Annotated in this window: 19 protein-coding genes, 3 riboswitches and 1 other annotated feature; of the genes, 17 read left to right on the plus strand and 2 right to left on the minus strand. The window is 36.0% G+C overall.

Annotation, left to right across the window (positions count from 1 at the left end):
* The first annotated feature begins 76 nt into the window (after nt 1–76).
* From ACW0JX_RS07235 to ACW0JX_RS07290, 12 genes are all read left to right on the plus strand, one after another.
* Nucleotides 77–472, plus strand: a complete 396-nt coding sequence (locus ACW0JX_RS07235; RefSeq protein ID WP_366986920.1) for a DUF3888 domain-containing protein — start codon at nt 77–79, stop codon at nt 470–472.
* An 89-nt stretch (nt 473–561) separates the two neighbouring features.
* Nucleotides 562–743: riboswitch (Lysine riboswitch) on the plus strand.
* A 180-nt stretch (nt 744–923) separates the two neighbouring features.
* Complete coding sequence (gene lysA, locus ACW0JX_RS07240; RefSeq protein ID WP_254488933.1) at nt 924–2,240, plus strand: diaminopimelate decarboxylase; 1,317 nt, start codon at nt 924–926, stop codon at nt 2,238–2,240.
* A gap of 115 nt (nt 2,241–2,355) precedes the next feature.
* Nucleotides 2,356–2,464: riboswitch (SAM riboswitch) on the plus strand.
* Between the two features lie 72 nt (nt 2,465–2,536).
* On the plus strand, nt 2,537–2,680 hold the full coding sequence (locus ACW0JX_RS07245; protein WP_000538896.1) for a YezD family protein: 144 nt from the start codon (nt 2,537–2,539) through the stop codon (nt 2,678–2,680).
* An 87-nt stretch (nt 2,681–2,767) separates the two neighbouring features.
* Entirely contained in the window at nt 2,768–3,472 is a 705-nt protein-coding gene (locus ACW0JX_RS07250; RefSeq protein WP_423098457.1) for a phosphoadenylyl-sulfate reductase, read from the plus strand.
* A 38-nt stretch (nt 3,473–3,510) separates the two neighbouring features.
* Complete coding sequence (gene sat / locus ACW0JX_RS07255; protein ID WP_064531921.1) at nt 3,511–4,647, plus strand: sulfate adenylyltransferase; 1,137 nt, start codon at nt 3,511–3,513, stop codon at nt 4,645–4,647.
* Nucleotides 4,648–4,659: 12 nt separating this feature from the next.
* Nucleotides 4,660–5,271 carry an adenylyl-sulfate kinase gene (gene cysC / locus ACW0JX_RS07260; RefSeq protein ID WP_029441817.1) on the plus strand — a complete coding sequence of 204 codons (612 nt, stop codon included), beginning with the start codon at nt 4,660–4,662 and terminating at the stop codon, nt 5,269–5,271.
* A 148-nt stretch (nt 5,272–5,419) separates the two neighbouring features.
* On the plus strand, nt 5,420–7,042 hold the full coding sequence (locus tag ACW0JX_RS07265; RefSeq protein ID WP_000119611.1) for a nitrite/sulfite reductase: 1,623 nt from the start codon (nt 5,420–5,422) through the stop codon (nt 7,040–7,042).
* A 10-nt stretch (nt 7,043–7,052) separates the two neighbouring features.
* Nucleotides 7,053–7,253, plus strand: a complete 201-nt coding sequence (locus ACW0JX_RS07270) for a DUF3906 family protein (RefSeq protein WP_000366918.1) — start codon at nt 7,053–7,055, stop codon at nt 7,251–7,253.
* A gap of 84 nt (nt 7,254–7,337) precedes the next feature.
* Nucleotides 7,338–8,114 carry a uroporphyrinogen-III C-methyltransferase gene (cobA, locus tag ACW0JX_RS07275; protein WP_000521256.1) on the plus strand — a complete coding sequence of 259 codons (777 nt, stop codon included), beginning with the start codon at nt 7,338–7,340 and terminating at the stop codon, nt 8,112–8,114.
* Nucleotide 8,115: 1 nt separating this feature from the next.
* Nucleotides 8,116–8,871, plus strand: a complete 756-nt coding sequence (locus tag ACW0JX_RS07280; protein ID WP_459245531.1) for a sirohydrochlorin chelatase — start codon at nt 8,116–8,118, stop codon at nt 8,869–8,871.
* Nucleotides 8,846–9,460: an NAD(P)-binding protein gene (locus ACW0JX_RS07285; RefSeq protein WP_053564909.1), complete on the plus strand. Its 615-nt coding sequence runs from the start codon at nt 8,846–8,848 to the stop codon at nt 9,458–9,460. The genes ACW0JX_RS07280 and ACW0JX_RS07285 overlap by 26 nt, the downstream gene beginning before the upstream one ends.
* 64 nt (nt 9,461–9,524) lie before the next feature.
* Nucleotides 9,525–9,773 (plus strand) — a binding site (T-box leader).
* A gap of 111 nt (nt 9,774–9,884) precedes the next feature.
* Nucleotides 9,885–11,240, plus strand: a complete 1,356-nt coding sequence (locus tag ACW0JX_RS07290; protein ID WP_053564908.1) for a sodium-dependent transporter — start codon at nt 9,885–9,887, stop codon at nt 11,238–11,240.
* A gap of 27 nt (nt 11,241–11,267) precedes the next feature.
* On the opposite strand, the gene ACW0JX_RS07295 is transcribed toward ACW0JX_RS07290, so the two are convergent.
* Both ACW0JX_RS07295 and ACW0JX_RS07300 read right to left on the minus strand, forming a co-directional pair.
* The gene (locus ACW0JX_RS07295) at nt 11,268–11,426 is read right to left on the minus strand and encodes a hypothetical protein (protein ID WP_001095997.1); all 159 of its coding nucleotides are present in this window, start codon (nt 11,424–11,426) and stop codon (nt 11,268–11,270) included.
* A gap of 101 nt (nt 11,427–11,527) precedes the next feature.
* On the minus strand, nt 11,528–12,802 hold the full coding sequence (locus ACW0JX_RS07300; RefSeq protein WP_000726083.1) for a murein hydrolase activator EnvC family protein: 1,275 nt from the start codon (nt 12,800–12,802) through the stop codon (nt 11,528–11,530).
* Nucleotides 12,803–13,297: 495 nt separating this feature from the next.
* Between ACW0JX_RS07300 and gltP the strand changes: the two genes are divergently transcribed.
* From gltP to ACW0JX_RS07325, 5 genes are all read left to right on the plus strand, one after another.
* Nucleotides 13,298–14,572 (plus strand): glutamate/aspartate:proton symporter GltP, encoded by a 1,275-nt coding sequence (gltP, locus tag ACW0JX_RS07305; protein WP_000821126.1) that lies wholly within the window; start codon nt 13,298–13,300, stop codon nt 14,570–14,572.
* A 68-nt stretch (nt 14,573–14,640) separates the two neighbouring features.
* The gene (locus ACW0JX_RS07310; RefSeq protein ID WP_000824654.1) at nt 14,641–15,159 is read left to right on the plus strand and encodes a ribonuclease FAU-1 family protein; all 519 of its coding nucleotides are present in this window, start codon (nt 14,641–14,643) and stop codon (nt 15,157–15,159) included.
* Between the two features lie 120 nt (nt 15,160–15,279).
* Nucleotides 15,280–15,385: riboswitch (SAM riboswitch) on the plus strand.
* A 94-nt stretch (nt 15,386–15,479) separates the two neighbouring features.
* Entirely contained in the window at nt 15,480–16,796 is a 1,317-nt protein-coding gene (locus ACW0JX_RS07315; protein WP_000665496.1) for a Na+/H+ antiporter NhaC family protein, read from the plus strand.
* A gap of 182 nt (nt 16,797–16,978) precedes the next feature.
* A complete protein-coding gene (locus ACW0JX_RS07320) occupies nt 16,979–17,335 on the plus strand; it encodes a lmo0954 family membrane protein (RefSeq protein ID WP_000808640.1) in 357 nt (118 codons plus the stop codon).
* 47 nt (nt 17,336–17,382) lie between these two features.
* Nucleotides 17,383–18,045, plus strand: a complete 663-nt coding sequence (locus ACW0JX_RS07325; protein WP_000814127.1) for a PspA/IM30 family protein — start codon at nt 17,383–17,385, stop codon at nt 18,043–18,045.
* The last annotated feature ends 38 nt before the right edge of the window (nt 18,046–18,083 follow it).

The following is an 18,083-nucleotide window of genomic DNA, read 5'->3' on the forward strand; positions in this document are numbered from 1 at the left end:
GAGACAATAAAACAGAATTTCTATGTATGATAATTATCGTACGCAGAAAGAATCGCGTGATAATACGGAGGTTATAATGCGAAAATTATTATATTTTATAGCATGTAGTAGTGTTATACTTTTTACCTCACCGAGTGTGTCAATAGCTCAATATGATGCACCTCTTATGGAAGATGCACTTTATTCTGTTTTATTTCCAAAAATAAATAAAGCAATTGAAAAACAATATGGAAGTTTGAAACCGTATCAATGTCCTAAAATTATTAGTTTAAAAAAAGTGTATAGCGGTACATATTTATTTCAAGCAAGTATTGAAGTGACAAAGTATGAACGTGTTGCTGGGAAAATTGCTCCCCCATTTGAGAAGGTAACGATTACATTTAATAACGAAGAAGGCGAATGGGAAGTGAAAAAGATTTCAGTAAAGCGCTTACCAAATGATGCAAAATTAAACTGTAAAAAAACAATATAAAAAATTGTTTGACAAATAAAATGGTCCTTTGGTATTGTTAATAGCAACAATTAGATGTTTGAAAATTAAATAGACTTACCTCATCTACTCTCAAAGGTAGAGGCCGCGATAGGAAAGAGTAAGCTATGGGAGATTTCATGGAATCTGTGATCATAGGCTGAAAGGGACTATTGCCGAAATATAAGAATAACCATCTTATTCATATATTGGGACTACATTGAATAAATGTAGTACTGTCATAAGATTTATTTTATGGAGAGCTATTTGGAGATGTTGATGCGGTTTCTTATTTTGAGGAGATAACAACTCGTTTATTTTTTCAATATATATTTTTCCTAATAAGAAACGCGTGTGAACATTGTTCCGCGCGTTTTTTGTCTATCTAAAAGCGTGCTGCAATGAATAGAAGATTGGGGTTATGAGTTTTAGAGGAAATAAGGGAGGAATTTAAATGTATTTACACGGCACAAGCCGAATTAATGGGCAAGGACACTTAGAAATTGGAGGGTGCGATACGACGCAGCTAGCAAAGCAATACGGAACACCACTTTATGTATACGATGAAGAGTCTATTCGAGGAAAATGCCGAGCATTTCATCGTGCTTTTAAAGAAAGTGGTTTCTCTTATCAAGTAGCATATGCAAGCAAGGCGTTCTTGTGCATGGAGATGTGCCGAGTAGCTCGTGAAGAGAATATGTCATTAGACGTTGTTTCTGGAGGAGAATTATATACTGCGCTCCAAGCAGGATTTCCAGCATCACGTATTCATTTTCATGGAAATAATAAAACAGAAGAAGAGATAGTGATGGCTCTTCAGGCGAATATCGGTTGTTTTGTCGTAGATAATTTCTTTGAATTAGAAGTTTTACACGATTTAGCGATGCAACATGGAAAGTTTGTGAACATATTAATTCGTGTAACGCCTGGAGTAGAGGCGCACACACATGAATATATTACAACAGGCCAAGATGATTCGAAATTTGGATTTGGCGTTTCAAACGGTCAAGCGATACAGGCAATTGGATTTGCTTTACAAAAATCCAATTATAATGTGCTAGGGATTCATTCACATATCGGATCGCAAATATTTGAAACAGCTGGCTTTGTTCGAGCGATTGAAGTTCTTCGCCAATTTTTAGAAGAAGTGAGAGAGCAAACAAACTATGTAGTAAAAGTGTTAAATGTAGGCGGGGGATTTGGAATACGCTACACAGAGTCGGATACACCGTTAACTCTTGAGACATATGTGCGAGCTGTAACAAGTGCAGTGAGAGAACAATTTACTGTATGTGAATATCCATTGCCAGAAATATGGATTGAACCAGGCCGTAGCATTGTAGGTGATGCTGGGACAACAATTTATACAGTTGGGTCTGTGAAAGATATTCCTGGTATTCGGAAATATGTATCAGTCGATGGTGGAATGACAGATAATTTAAGACCTGCTTTATATAGTGCGCGTTATGAAGCAATGTTAGCGAATCGAGGGAATGATGAGAATGAGGAACTCGTTTCGATTGCGGGGAAATGTTGTGAGAGCGGAGATATGTTGATTTGGGATATTCATTTACCGAAAGTCGCTTCTGCTGATTTACTAGCAGTTTCCTGTACAGGAGCCTACGGGTACTCGATGGCGAATAATTACAATCGGATTCGAAGACCAGCCGTTGTCTTTGCAAAAGGCGGAACATCGCAAGTAGTTGTGGAACGCGAAACATATGAAAATATTATTGGGAACGATCGCATACGTATTAAAGAGCTTGTTTAAATAGAAAAAGGAGTTGTTCGGATGGGCAATTCCTTTTTTGTAAAATAAAATAATTAAAATATATCGGAAAACTAGGATTGAAAAAAATCAGAATTGTGATAAAATACAAATACAAAGCTTATCAAGAGAAGCGGAGGGAACTGGCCCGAAGAAGCTCGGCAACCTGCTTATAGAAAGCAAGGTGCTAAATCCAGCAAAATGGAATCCATTTTGAAAGATAAGGTAAAATATATTACCGAACAGTCTTTTCGAAATGGGAAAGATTTTTTTTATGAATAAAAAGGGGGGCTGTTCGCGTGGGTGTACGGGAACATTTTGATGAAGTATCCGAGAAGATTGAAGCGATGCTTGCTGATATGAAATATGGCTCAATTACAATTGTTGTGCAAGATGGAAAAGTAATTCAGTTAGAGAAAAGTGAAAAAGTACGTTTAAAGTGAAAAGCGCTGACTAGAAAAACTAGAGGCGGTTTTAACCTATTTTCATTAGGTTAAAACCGTCTTTTTGCTTTTACAGGGGGAAAAAACATGTTGACGTATGAAACGTGGGAAGAAATTGTTGTTTCGTTTTCGGAAGAAGATGAAACAAAAGGCGCGTTATCAGTATTAAATTGGGCTTATGAAGAGTATAAAGATGAAATCGTCTACGCATGTAGCTTTGGGGTGGAAGGTATGGTATTGCTGCACCTTATAAACCAAGTAAATCCATCTGCTAAAGTTGTATTTTTGGATACAAATGTTCATTTTCAAGAAACATATGAATTAATTCAAAGAGTGAGGGAACGATTTCCTTCATTGAATATTATAGAAAAGCAGCCAGAACTTACACTTGATGAACAGGCGAAGTTGCATGGTGAAAAACTGTGGGAGAGCAATCCGAATCTTTGTTGTAAGATTAGAAAAATTTTACCTTTAGAAAAATCATTAGTCGTGGAAAAAGCATGGATATCGGGCTTAAGAAGGGAACAATCAGAAACACGTAAGCATACAAAGTTTATAAATCAAGATCATCGTTTTCAATCTATTAAAGTTTGTCCACTCATTCATTGGACGTGGAAAGAAGTTTGGCGATATGTATACAAACATAGCTTGCCGTATAACCCGTTGCATGATGTTGGCTATCCAAGTATTGGGTGTGAGAAATGTACTTTACCTGTAGGGGATGGTGGCGATTCAAGAGATGGTAGATGGGCTGGGAAAGTGAAAACCGAATGTGGTCTTCATTATCAATAAGATGAATCTTGAAATAAAGCTAAGAGGGGATATAGAAAATGAGCACAGTAAACGAATTAGTAAACCGTATAGATGAGACATATGATATATCACAAATTGAAAAAGAAATTAAATTAGACAACATTGCTTTAAGTGATTTAGAACTATTGGCGACAGGTGGATATAGCCCGCTTACTGGTTTTTTGGGGAAGGAAGATTATGATTCAGTCGTAGAAACGCTTCGTTTAGCAAATGGTAGTGTGTGGAGTATACCAATTACATTACCGGTAACAGAAGAAGTCGCAGAAAGCCTGAAGACCGGAGAGGAAGTAAAGCTTGTCAACAATGGAAATATATATGGTGCTATTAAAATAGAAGATATTTTCGTACCAGATAAAGAAAAAGAAGCGTTACTTGTATATAAAACAACGGATGAGGCTCATCCAGGAGTGAAAAAATTATATGAACGACCAAACGTTTACGTTGGAGGAACTATTATTCTAACAAAACGCTTTGAAAATAATCAATTTCCTTCTTATCATTTAGACCCAATTGAAACGAGAGAAGAATTTAAAAAACGTGGGTGGAAAACAGTAGTCGGATTTCAAACGAGAAACCCGGTACATCGTGCCCATGAGTATATTCAAAAATCTGCTCTTGAAATTGTAGATGGTCTCTTTTTAAATCCACTCGTAGGAGAAACGAAATCGGATGATATTCCTGCTGATGTAAGAATGGAAAGCTATGAAGTACTCCTTCAAAACTATTATCCGAAAAATCGTGTCTTTTTAAGTGTATTTCCTGCTGCAATGCGTTACGCAGGACCAAGAGAAGCGATATTTCATGCGTTAGTAAGAAAGAATTTTGGATGTACCCACTTTATTGTAGGACGTGATCATGCCGGAGTAGGAGATTATTACGGAACATACGAAGCGCAAGAAATCTTCACGAATTTTACGATAGAAGAGTTAGGCATTACACCACTATTCTTTGAACATAGTTTTTACTGCACGAAATGTGAAGCGATGGCTTCAACAAAAACATGTCCGCACGGAAAAGAAGATCATGTTATTTTATCAGGTACGAAAGTAAGAGAATTATTAAGAAACGGTGAGATTCCACCAAGTACATTTAGTCGTAAAGAAGTAGTAGAAGTGCTAATTAAAGGTTTAAAAAAAGAAGTAGTAACAGAATAGGGAGAGAACGAGATGGATACGAATATTACTTGGCATACAGCTTCGGTTTCAAAAGATGAGAGAAGAGTGAAGAATGGACATCACAGTTTTGTAATTTGGTTTACTGGTTTATCAGCTTCGGGTAAATCTACAGTAGCGAATGCGGTCGCTCGTAAACTGTTTGAAAAGAATATTGGAAATTATGTGCTGGATGGGGATAACATTCGCCACGGTTTAAATAAAGACTTAGGATTTTCTGAAAGTGATCGCATGGAAAATATAAGACGTATTGGCGAAGTGGCAAAGTTATTTGTAGATCAAGGAACAGTTGTCCTTACAGCATTTATTTCACCATTTCGAGTAGACCGCAAACAAGTAAGAGATTTATTAGCGGCAGATGAATTTATTGAAATTTTTGTGAAGTGTCCGATTGAAGAGTGTGAGAAACGTGATCCGAAAGGGCTTTATAAAAAGGCAAGAAAAGGTGATATTAAGGATTTCACAGGTATTGATTCGCCTTATGAAGAGCCAGAGCAAGCAGAATTAATTGTAGAAACGCACAAATATTCTATTGAAGAATGTGCAGAACAAATCGTGAAGTACTTACAAGAGCGTAGTTTTATCCCGCTATTTGCCGGGAAGTAAAATTCCTACCTCAAAGTTCGATTGGGGCAAGGAAGTTAGGTGGGGGTCGGGCTGCCCGTAAATACCCGATTGGTTAAGGCTAATAATCAGCGTGGGATGAACAAAACTCTACTGATTAAAGTTTCACTTTATATAGGGGGATTTAAAAATGAGTTATGAAAAAGTATGGGCTAACAATGAAAAACTAAATCAAACGGAGAAAAATAAATTAGAAAAAGATGGATTAGAAATTTTTAATGATATTCCTTACTATGCGGAAAATGGATTTGAATCTATTCCGAAAGAAGAGTGGGATGCCTTTAAATGGGCGGGATTGTATTTACAACGTCCAAAAGAAGCTGGTTATTTTATGATGCGGGTAAATATTCCGTCAGGGATTATTACAAATGCGCAGGCAGAAGTACTTGCTTCTATCGCTGAGGATTATGGACGTGATGTAATAGATATTACTACGAGACAGGCGATTCAGTTTCACTGGTTAGAAATTCAGCAAATACCAGATATTTTTAAAAGATTAGCAAGAGTTGGATTATCTTCAGCGGGGGCTTGTGGTGATATAACGCGGAATATTACAGGTAATCCGCTTGCTGGAATTGATGCAAATGAACTATTTGATACGACACATATTGTGAAAGAGGTATATGACTATTTCCAACATAATGAAGAGTTTTCTAATTTGCCACGTAAATTTAAAATGTCTATTAGTTCTAATATTTATAACTCAGCAAACGCAGAGATTAACTGTGTTGCATTTACACCTGCTACGAAAGAAATAGATGGTGAGAAAAAAGTTGGTTTTCATATAAAAGTAGGCGGAGGATTATCAGCCCGTCCATATTTAGCTGATGAATTAGATGTGTTCGTTTTACCAGAAGAAGTGAAGGCAGTGGCAATTGCAATTGCTACTATATTCCGTGATTTTGGATATCGTGAGAAACGTCATTTAGCCCGTTTGAAATTTCTTGTTGCGGACTGGGGAGCAGAGAAATTTAAAGAGAAACTAATAGAGTATACAGGGCCTTTACAAAGTAAAGGGGAAAGTGCACTCAAAGGATGGAATGCAGGCTATTTTTATGGTGTTCAAGACCAAAAACAAGAGGGATTAAAATATGTAGGTTTTAATGTACCGGTAGGTCGTTTACATGCAGAAGAAATGTTTGAGATTGCAAGAATCGCAAAGCAATATGGAAATGGACAAATTCGTACATGTAATTCACAAAATTTCATTATTCCGAACGTTCCTCCGGAAAATGTAAAAGGATTACTTAGTGAACCGTTGTTTGAAGCGATATCTGCAAGCCCAAAATCATTTATTGGTCATGCGGTTTCATGTACCGGTATTGAATATTGTAATCTTGCATTAGTAGAAACGAAAGAAAGATTACGAAAAATTGCAGAATACTTAGATACACAAATTGCACTCGATGTTCCAGTTCGAATTCATATGGTAGGCTGCCCGAATTCATGTGGTCAACGTCAAATTGCTGACATTGGGTTACAAGGGGTGAAAATGAAAACGAAGGAAAAGGGAATTGTTGAAGCATTTGAGATATATGTAGGTGGAACGTTGTTAGATGGCGGTGCCTACAATCAAAAGTTAAAAGGAAAAATAGATGGCGAGGATTTACCTGATGTACTCGCATCATTTATAAGTTATTTCAAAGAGAATAAATTACCAGCCGAAACATTTTATGATTTTGTAGGTCGTGTTGGTGTAGACACATTACAAATAGCGTTAAATAACGTGTTAGAAGAAGTCATAGCGTCTTAGGGGGGACAATATGGATTTATATCGATTTGAAGCTGTATTAGTGAGTGATATTGTTCCGATTGTTGTTGTTGCTCAAAGTGAAGAACAGGCATTTAAGCTTGCGGAGATTGAGCTTGAAAAACATTTTTTACCGTTGCCAGAGGTAAAAGAGATTTCTTTGTTTGAAAAAAAGAAGATTCGAAAAGGTGCAGCATTTGTTATTCATGAGTAGAGATTAGTAATACGAAAAAATAAAAACTTCCATTCTTATATACGAATGGAAGTTTCATTTTAATAGTAGAAATGAGGAGAGATGATGGGGAAGGTTTATATTGTTGGAGCGGGTCCTGGCGATCCAGATTTAATTACTGTTAAAGGGTTGAAATGTATTGAGAAGGCAGATGTTATTTTATACGATCGCCTTGTGAATAAAGAGCTGCTTTCACACGCAAAGCCTGACGCGGATTTAATTTATTGCGGGAAACTCCCGAATTATCACACGATGAAGCAAGAAACAATTAATACATTTCTTATTAAGTATGCGAAAAAAGGGAAAGTAGTAACGAGGCTTAAGGGCGGCGATCCATTTGTATTTGGTAGAGGGGGAGAAGAAGCGGAAGCATTAGCAAAGCAAGGTGTACCATTTGAAATCGTCCCAGGTATTTCATCTGGAATAGCTGCACCTGCTTATGCTGGTATTCCAGTGACGCACCGTGATGCAAGTGCAAGTTTTGCTATTGTGACTGGGCATAGGAAAGAAGGTGCTGAAGAAGAAGTGAAATGGGAAAGTTTAGCGAAAGGTGTAGAGACTTTAGCGATATATATGGGGGTTAGTAATTTGCCCTACATATGTGAGCAACTTATGAAGCATGGAAAAGATAAAAGTACGCCAGCTGCTATTATTGAGCAGGGGACGACGTCTATGCAACGTACAGTTGTTGGGACATTAGGAACAATTGTAGATGTTGCGAAAAAAGAGCAAATTCAAAATCCGAGCATGATTGTAATTGGAGAAGTTGTCCGTTTTAGAGAAAAAATCCATTGGTTTGAGAAGCAAACGGAAAATGCTTATCAAGTAAGTGGAGTGTTGTAAAATGAAAGCCGTCTTATATATATGTCATGGAAGTCGTTTGAAGACAGCGAAAGAAGAGGCGATTCAATTTATTACATCGTGTATGAGTCGTATAGAAGCGAATATTCAAGAAGTTTGTTTTTTAGAGTTAGCGAATCCTTCTATTGAAGATGGTTTTCGTACATGTGTGAAGCGTGGGGCCACGGAGATTATTGCCATCCCTGTTTTTTTATTAGCGGCAGGTCATGTGAAGAAAGATATTCCATTTAAATTGGTAAAGCTCAAGAATCAATATCCGAATGTTAAAGTGACTTATGGTAATCCGTTTGGTGTATCAGAAACACTTATCAAATCAGTATATAACGGAAGTGGTATTGAAAAGGAAGGGAAGGCTGAAGTGACCCTTCTGCTCGTTGCAAGAGGAAGTAGTGATCCTGAAGTATTACAAGATATAAAATGGATCGCCTCTTTATTTCAAGCTGAGGAGAAAATTAAAAAAGTTGAGGTTTGTTATTTAGCGGCTGCGGAGCCGAAATTTGAGAGGAAATTGAAGGAAGTTGTAGAACGGGAAGTGGAGAACATCGTTGTGCTACCTTATTTGTTATTTACAGGTTTACTTATGAAACATATTGAGAAAGAAGTGCGCCAATATGCATTGGAAGAGATAAAAATCAGTCCATATTTAGGGAAGAATGAAGCGTTACAAGATATGTTAATTCAGAAAACGACGGAGTTATTGAAAGGAGATCAGTATGTATCCACTTACAGTGCGAGTTAATGAGAAACGCGTTGTTGTTATTGGTGGGGGAAAAGTTGCAGGATTTAAAATTATTCCTTTACTCAAACAAGGTGCGGATATAGTTGTGATCAGTCCAGAATTAGATGCGAATTTAGTAAAACTTGTGGAAGAAAAGAAAATTCGTTGGTATCAAAGAGAATATGAAAAAAGTGATATTAAAAATGCTTTTTTAGTTGTTGCAGCGAGTAGTGATTCAATATTAAATGAACAAGTTGCTGAAGATGCCGCAGAGAATCAATTAGTAAATGTTATTACAAATCCGGAAAGTGGTAATGTTCACTTTCCAGCAGCGATTCATCATGGTTTGCTTAATATAGCAGTTTCTACTGGGGGAGCGAGCCCAAAGCTCGCAAAAAAAATTAGAGATGAGATTGCAAATAAATATGATGAGACATATGAATCGTATTTAGATTTTTTATATGAAGTAAGGGTGAAGTTAAAAGATTTACAGTTAGAAAAGAGAGAACGAAATATATTACTCCAAGAAGTGTTGAAATCAGTATATGTGCAAAACGAGAGAGAAAGAGAAAGTTTTTTGCGAGAATTAGAGGGAAAGGTTTTAAAATAATAAAAGATAAAGTGCGCTTTACAAATATAAAAATATAATTTATAATCACAAGTAACTTCAATAGATGAAATCGATGAGCAAGAAGAGTACGTATATTTGATGCGTTCAGAGAGCTGGGGTTAGGTGGGAGCCCGGTACGATAAATTATACAGAATGGGCTTGCGAGAGGTATGTTGAACATTGTAGTAGGCAACCCGGGTTCCGCCGTTAAAAGGATAGAGTATCGGAATTATTCCTGTACTTGAACAAGTGGGATTTATCAATCCAATTGAGGTGGTACCACGGTATTTACATTACATATATCGTCCTCTACATGCATATTTGCGTGTAGGGGACTTTTTTATTTTCTAAAGGAGGTGTGCGAGTATGAAATGAAAGTGTATAATTAACAAAAGTTTAAATATTCAGAAAAGGAGAATTTATGATGAAAGAAACACAGCAATGGACGTCGAAAATAGGCTTTGTACTCGCAGCAGCCGGAGCCGCAGTAGGTCTTGGTGCGATATGGAAATTTCCATATGTTGCAGGTAATGGCGGGGGAGGCGCATTCTTCCTTGTATTTTTACTGTTAACTTTATTTATAGGTATGCCTCTTCTAATAGCGGAGTTTGTTATTGGACGTAGTACGCAAAAAGAGGCGGTCACAGCTTATAAAGTACTAGTGCCAAATAGCAAATTATATCCTTGGATTGGTCGTATGGGAGTTGTTACTTGTTTTAGTGTACTATCTTTTTATAGTGTTGTAGGTGGATGGATTTTACTTTATTTATATTATAGTGTGACAGGAAGTTTCTGGAATGGAGTAGCTGATTATGGACAATTGTTCGGTGAAACGATTTCAAATCCGTTAAGTGCGATTGGAGCGCAATTTATCTTTATGCTTTGTACGATTTTTGTTGTAAGTAAAGGTGTAGAGAAAGGTATAGAAAAGGCAAGTAAGTACATGATGCCGCTATTATTTATTTTATTTATTGCGATTATTGTTCGTGCGTTAACACTCGATGGTGCTTTTGCTGGAGTAGAGTTCTTCTTAAAACCAGATTTTTCAAAGCTTACAGCAGATACAATTTTATATGCGATGGGACAATCTTTCTTCTCGCTAACTGTAGGTGCCTCGGTAATGGTAACGTATAGTTCATATTTGAAGAAAGAGGAACATTTAGCGAAATCGGCAACATCTATTGTAAGTTTAACTGTTTTTGTTACAGTACTTGCAGGATTAGCAATTTTCCCAGCGATTTTCGCATTAGGAGTTAAACCGACTGAAGGACCGGGATTACTGTTTATCGTCCTTCCAGCAGTATTTGCAAAAATACCATTTGGTCAATTTTTCTTTATTATGTTTTTAATTTTATTCTTCTTTGCGACTTTAACATCAGCAATTTCAATGCTTGAAATTGTAGTAGCATCTGTTGCGAAAGGTAATGAGAAGAAGCGTCCGTCAGCATCATTATTAATTGGTATTCTTATTTTTGCAGTCGGTATTCCATCAGCGTTATCATTTGGGATTATGAGTGACGTGAAAATATTTGGGAAAACATTCTTTGATTTAGTCGACTTTTCGGTAAGTAACGTATTGCTGCCGTTAGGAGTACTAGCTATTTCATTATTTGTACCAAATAAAATGAGTAAAGAGTTGTTGATGAAAGAATTAGAAGTGACGGAAACGAAGGGGAAAACGTTATTTAACATTTGGTTCTTCTTACTTCGTTATGTCATTCCGGTAACTGTAATAATTGTATTTTTAAATGTGATAGGTGTATTTAAAATGTTTGCATAAAAAAAGGCGGGGATCTCCCGTCTTTTTTTATGTTGTTGAATGTAATAGACGATTATACGCTTTATAGGCTGTGGTGACTGCGAGGAATGAACCGATTAAAAATAAAACTGATCCGCCAAATGTAAATATCCGGCCGATAAATGTCGCTCTAGCTTCTTCTATTTTTTGTTGTAATTGCGTATTCATATTGATCACCTCGTAAACTATAGGCATTTAGTTATAGTCTATGTAGAATGCCTATATTGTGTGAAGTGTAAATAAAAAACCTCGGTAGGTACCGAGGTTTTTTATAATCCGATATAAGGAGATGGGTCGACTGCGTTTGTCTTGCCGACATTCCATTCTCCAAGATGAAGTTCGAAGTGTAAATGTTGTCCGTATGATTGGCCCGTGTTCCCCATAAATCCAAGCTGATCGCCTTGTTTTACAGTTTGTCCATTCGATACAGAACGGCTATTCATATGAGCATATACTGTCGTATATGTTTTTCCGTTTATACGGTGAGATAAATACACTACGTTTCCGTAACTAGATGATAATTCTGAGCGAATAACAACGCCATCTGCAGCAGCGATAATTGGAACCGTTCCCGAAGCGGCGATGTCAATTCCTTTATGGTTATCTAAAGAACGTACACCAAATCCGGAAGTTTTTGATCCAGCTGCTGGTTTGATAAAGCCACCGATGTTTGTATCATGTGGTGTTGGAGCTGCTTGAGTTGCTTGAGCAGATTTAGTAGCTTGTTGTTTGCGAGCCTCTTCTGCCTGGCGAGCTTCTTCCGCTTTACGAGCTTCTTCGGCCCGTTTTTCTTCTTCAATTGCTTTTTGCACAGCTTGACGTTGATTTTCTAAAATGCCTTTGGATTCTTCTAATCCTTCAATCTCTGAATCTACTTTTGCTACTTTCGTATGTAGATCGTTAATAAGAGTCTGTTGCTGCTGTTGGTTATTTTGTAATTCTTGTTGTTTTTGTTCTAGTTTTTGCTCAGATTCTTTCAGTTGTTGTTCTTTTTTCTCAACAGCTTCTTTTTCTGTAGTTACAGCATTTTGATCAGATGTTTGTTTTTTTACAATATCTGTATCGTTGTTTAATATTAAACTTACGGAGTACATATTATCAACAAGATCAGCAATGTTTGTAGAGTTTGTTAATACTTCTGTAATGATATTTGTACGCGGTTTTTCTTGCATAGATTGTAATCGTTGTTTAATAACTTCCTGACGTGTATCTATGTTTGTTTGTAATTGTTCTATATGTTTCTTTTTGTCAGTAATTACTTGTTGTGTTTTGCTAATTTCTTTTTTTGTATCGTTTAATTCAGCCTCGTTTTTATTAATAGAAGTAGTTAATTCATCGATTTTCTTCTGTAATTCTTGAATTTCTTTTTCTATTTGTTCTTTCTCGACTGATTTATTTTGTAAGTCACTTTGTTTGCCTTCTAATTCAGATTGAATGTTAGATAATTTATCTTGATTTGTTTCAGCGTATACGGGTGAAAGTAACGGGGAAGCAAATATCGTTCCTGCTGCTAAAACACTAAACGCTGCAAATTTCTTTTTCATAGTTGTCTGACTCCTTTCCCTATGAATGTTATATATCATAAGAAGAAGAGTGTCTATCGTTGTAATCATAATGTAAAGAAAACTTTATAAAATTGCTAAGTTTTGTCGGAATTTATCATTTTTCAACTTTAATTGTCATAGTACTTACATTTTATTTATGGCTGTAATAAAGGTATATTTTGGGATTTGTCTGTAAAATACAGGAGGAAAGTAATAGTTTTTATGGAGTGAAATAGTACTTAGAAAGCTAATAAAACACTAGTAAGGAATCGTTCTCATGTGAGGTTTTCTAACATGGGTTTATTTTTTGTCAAGAAAATTATTTGCATTCGGGCAAAGTTATTTTGTTGTCAGATTTTAAATTTTGATTTATGATTTTTAACAGGGACAAAATGTAGTGAATTGTCGAATAATATGTAATACTCTTAATTTCTTAGTTTTATAGAGATAGAATGAGAGATAGAGTGACACATCGAAGAGGGGGTTACAACAAATATGAAAAGAATAGGACTTGCATGGCAAATATTAATAGGGCTTGCGCTTGGTATTGCGGTTGGGGCGATTTTCTTTGATAATCCAGCTGTTGTGAAGTACTTACAACCAATTGGTGATATTTTCATCCGATTAATTAAAATGATCGTTGTACCGATTGTTGTAGCAAGTATTGTTGTTGGGGTTGCTGGTGTTGGCGATGTTAAAAAACTAGGTCGACTAGGCGGAAAAACAATTATTTACTTTGAAATTATTACAACAATTGCAATTATTGTTGGTCTATTAATAGCGAATATTTTCCAACCAGGAAAAGGCGTAAATATGGAGCAGTTAACAAAGACAGATATTTCGAAATATACACATACGACAGAGCAAGTACAAAGTCATTCATTTGCAGATACGTTTGTAAATATTGTTCCAACAAACATTATGAAGTCATTGGCTGACGGAGATATGCTTGCTATTATCTTCTTCTCTGTACTATTTGGTTTAGGTGTAGCAGCAATTGGTGAAAGAGGAAGACCAGTTCTTCAATTTTTCCAAGGTGTAGCTGACGCAATGTTTTATGTAACAAACCAAGTTATGAAATTTGCACCATTTGGTGTGTTTGCACTAATTGGTGTTACAGTTTCTACATTTGGTCTTGCTTCATTAATTCCATTAGGGAAATTGCTAATTGTCGTATATGGGGCAATGATCTTCTTCGTCGTAGTTGTCTTAGGACTTACAGCGAAAATATTTGGAATTAACATTTTCCAATTCTTTAAGATTTTAAAAGACGAGCTGATCTTAGCGTATTCTACAGCAAGCTCAGAAACAGTTTTACCAAAAATCATGGAGAAAATGGAGAAATTCGGTTGTCCGAAAGCAATTACATCTTTCGTTATTCCGACAGGTTATTCATTTAACTTAGATGGATCAACTTTATATCAAGCAATTGCGGCTATTTTCTTGGCGCAAATGTACGGTATTGATTTATCTATTACACAACAAATTACATTATTACTTGTATTAATGGTTACATCAAAAGGTATCGCAGGTGTACCGGGCGTATCATTCGTTGTATTATTAGCGACACTTGGTACAGTAGGTATTCCACCTGAAGGTTTAGCGTTCATTGCTGGTATTGACCGTATTTTAGATATGGCTCGTACAGCAGTTAACGTTGTAGGAAACTCTTTAGCAGCTGTAGTTATGTCTAAGTGGGAAGGTCAATATGACGCTGAAAAAGGACAAGCTTATTTAAAAGAGATTTCTGAAAAGGGTCAAGCTGCTTAATTATAATATGAACAAGCTCTCACATAATATGTGGGAGCTTTTCTGTATATAGAAGAGGAGTATACATAATGAAACGTAAATATGGTGACGGTTCTTCGTGGAAAAGACTAATAGAAAAGAGTTATAGGCTTAAGCAAGTGGAAGAGGGAATGCTCGGAATACTGGATATAAAAAAGGTGAGAGAGCCTAGTTGTAAAGAATATGATGGTAAAGAAATTTGTATTGCAAGTGATGGGTATACGTGGGTTCAATATTTCATTAATGGAAAGAACTTTGCGATTACAGCTATGTTAGATGATAGGCACAATTTAGTGCAATATTATATTGATGTGACGAAAGAATATGAAATAGACGATCGTGGTTTACCGTATTTTGATGATTTATATTTAGATGTAGTATTATTACCTAGCGGTAAGGTGTATGTATTAGATGAAGAGGAGCTAGAGGATGCTTATAAAAGTGGCGATGTCACGAAGGAAGAGTATGAGTTAGCTTGGTACACTACGAAATGGATATTAGCAGCAATAAAAAATAGTGAATTTTATTGGATTTCAATATTGGAAGAAGAAATCGAAAAGTTAAAATGATTATTGTATTCAAATTTTTGTATAATTACCAAAAAAATCTATACAAAAAATAATTGACTTTTGTTTTGTAAGCGAGTAAAGTTAGGGAAGAAATTATTATTAAAAAATAAATATGAAACCTTCTTATAAAGAGAGGCGGAGGGACTGGCCCTACGATGCCTCGGCAGCGGACTCGATTTCAGAGTGCTGTGCCAAATCCAGCAAGCATGTGCTTGAAAGATGAGAAGAGCGTTTCTTATAGATGTATAAGACCTCTTCTCATCGGAAGAGGTCTTTTGTTATTCATTAGAAAAAGGTTGAAACTAGGGAGAGATGGTACTTTGAAAGAAACGAGAGGAAATGGTTTAGCTTTATTACCACTTGGGATATTTTTGGCGCTATTTATTGGTTCTGGAATTATTACAGGTGATTTCTATAAATTGCCGATACTTGTAGCAATTTCAATTGCTGTAGGAGTCGCTTTAGTGATGAATCGTAAAGAAAGTTTTAATGTGAAAGTCGAGCGGTTCGCTAAAGGTGCAGGAAATCCGGATATTATGATTATGGTATTAATTTTTGTGCTTGCAGGTGCATTTTCTGAAACGGCTAAAGGAATGGGCGGAGTAGACTCAACTGTTAATTTAGCGTTAACTATTTTACCGCCAGGATTTATCGTAGCTGGAATCTTTGTTATTGGTGCATTTATTTCATTAGCAATGGGAACTTCAATGGGAACAATTGCAGCATTAGCGCCGATTGCTGTAGGTATTAGTGGTCAAACTGATATCTCAATTGCGCTTGCAATGGCTACTGTTGTTGGGGGAGCGATGTTTGGTGATAATTTATCATTTATTTCAGATACAACAATCGCAGCTGTTCGTTCACAAGGAACAGAAATGAAAGATAAGTTTAAAACGAATTTTTTAATTGTGTTACCAGCGGCTATTATTACAATTGTACTATTAGTAATAGTTACTTCAGGAAGTGACACGCAAATTAAAGCACATAGCTTTGATTGGATAAAGATTTTACCGTACGCAGGAGTACTTATTACAGCGCTACTTGGCTGGAATGTACTTATTGTATTAACTGGTGGAACTGTATTATCTGGTGTTATCGGTCTTATAGATGGAAGTTACACGTTAGAAAGTTTCTTTAAAAGTGTAACGACTGGAATGGGCGGTATGATGGAGTTAGTATTACTTGCTATATTAATTGGCGGTATGGTTGAATTAATCCAATATAATGGTGGTATTCAATATTTAATGAATGTATTAACACGTAATATTCGTTCGAAAAAAGGTGCAGAATTTGGTATTGCTGGTTTAGTAAGTATGACGAATATGTGTACAGCGAATAATACGATTTCGATTATCTTTACAGGCCCGCTTGCAAAAAATATTGCAGATCAATATGAAATAGACCCTCGTAAATCAGCGAGTGTATTAGATCTTTTCTCATGTTGTGTACAAGGATTAATTCCGTACGGTGCCCAAATGTTAACGGCAGCAGGATTTGCAGCGTTATCTCCGGTTGAATTGTTGCCATATGCATTTTATCCAATCTTAGTTGGAGTATGTGGGATTGTTTCTATTTTAATTGGATTTCCAAGATTTTCGAAAGTAGCTGAGAAAAAAGAGTATCATAAAACAGCTTAATTTAATATGAATGTTAGTAATTAAAAAAACGTGCAGAGAATAAACTCTGCACGTTTTTTTGCGTAAAGGGCTGAATATGACTCGGTCTTAAGTCTGAGTTAAAAACGGTTCTTAAGCTCGTTATGGAAAGATGAAAAAATAGTTAAGATAAGAGTATCAAATCGAAGGGAGGCAAGCACAAGATGAAACAATTTCTAGCGTTTATCGCAGCCGGTATTTTGGCTTTAATTGCTCTTGGTAGTCTTGCTGGTATTGTAGGATTCGCAATCGGAGCAGGAGTTGTATATTGGAGCTATAAATCATTTGTGCGAGCTAAGTCATTTTTTGGAAAGTTAGCTTGGGGTATTGTTGGTTTAATCGGTTTATCCATTGCGCTTTCTCATTCACCAGCATTAATCGGTATCGCTGCTTTAGTGGTTTTATACTACGGATACCGTGAGTGGAAAAAAGAAAAAGATGTAGTTGTTGAATCTGCTCCAGAAAGTTCTAAACCATATAGCAACTTTGAAGATGAGTGGAACAAATTAATGAAAAACTAAAACAATAAATCAAATTATAAATAAAGTAGAAGAGAGGAAGATTTATAATGAAACAATCTTTATTCGGACGTGTACGCGATGCAATTTTAGCTGATTTTCATAACGTGTTAGATGAGAAGGAAAGAAAAAATCCAATTGCGATGTTAAACCAATATTTACGTGATAGTGAGCGTGAAATAACAAAAATTGAGAAGTTAATTGAACGTCATAAAACATTAAAATCTAACTTTGCTCGTGAGCTTGAGCAAGCACGTTATTTCGTTAACAAAAGATCAAAGCAAGCTATCATTGCTCAAGAAGCAGGCGAATTACAATTGCACGAACGTGCGTTAGAAGAGGTAGCTTATTATGAAGGGCAAGTAACTCGATTAGAAGAAATGTATGCAGGTGTTGTAGAGCAAATTGATGAGTTAGAGCGTCGTCTTTCTGAAATGAAAAATAAATTAAAAGAAATGCACGCAAAGCGTATGGAACTAATGGCACGTGAAAATATGGCACATGCAAATCGTCGTATGAATACTGCGATGCATAAAATGGATGAAAATAATCCGTTCTTACGATTTGAAGAAATTGAAGATCACATTCGTGACTTAGAAACTCGTATGAATGAAGAACATGAGCGTGACACATTTGATATGAAAATTGCAAAACTTGAGCGTGAAATGAAAGAAAAGAATGATGTATCGTTAACGAAAGAGTTAACAAAATAATAGTAGTATATTATAAAACAGGCTTATGATATAGTGAT

This window comes from Bacillus sp. C-3-6 (genome assembly GCF_054509685.1).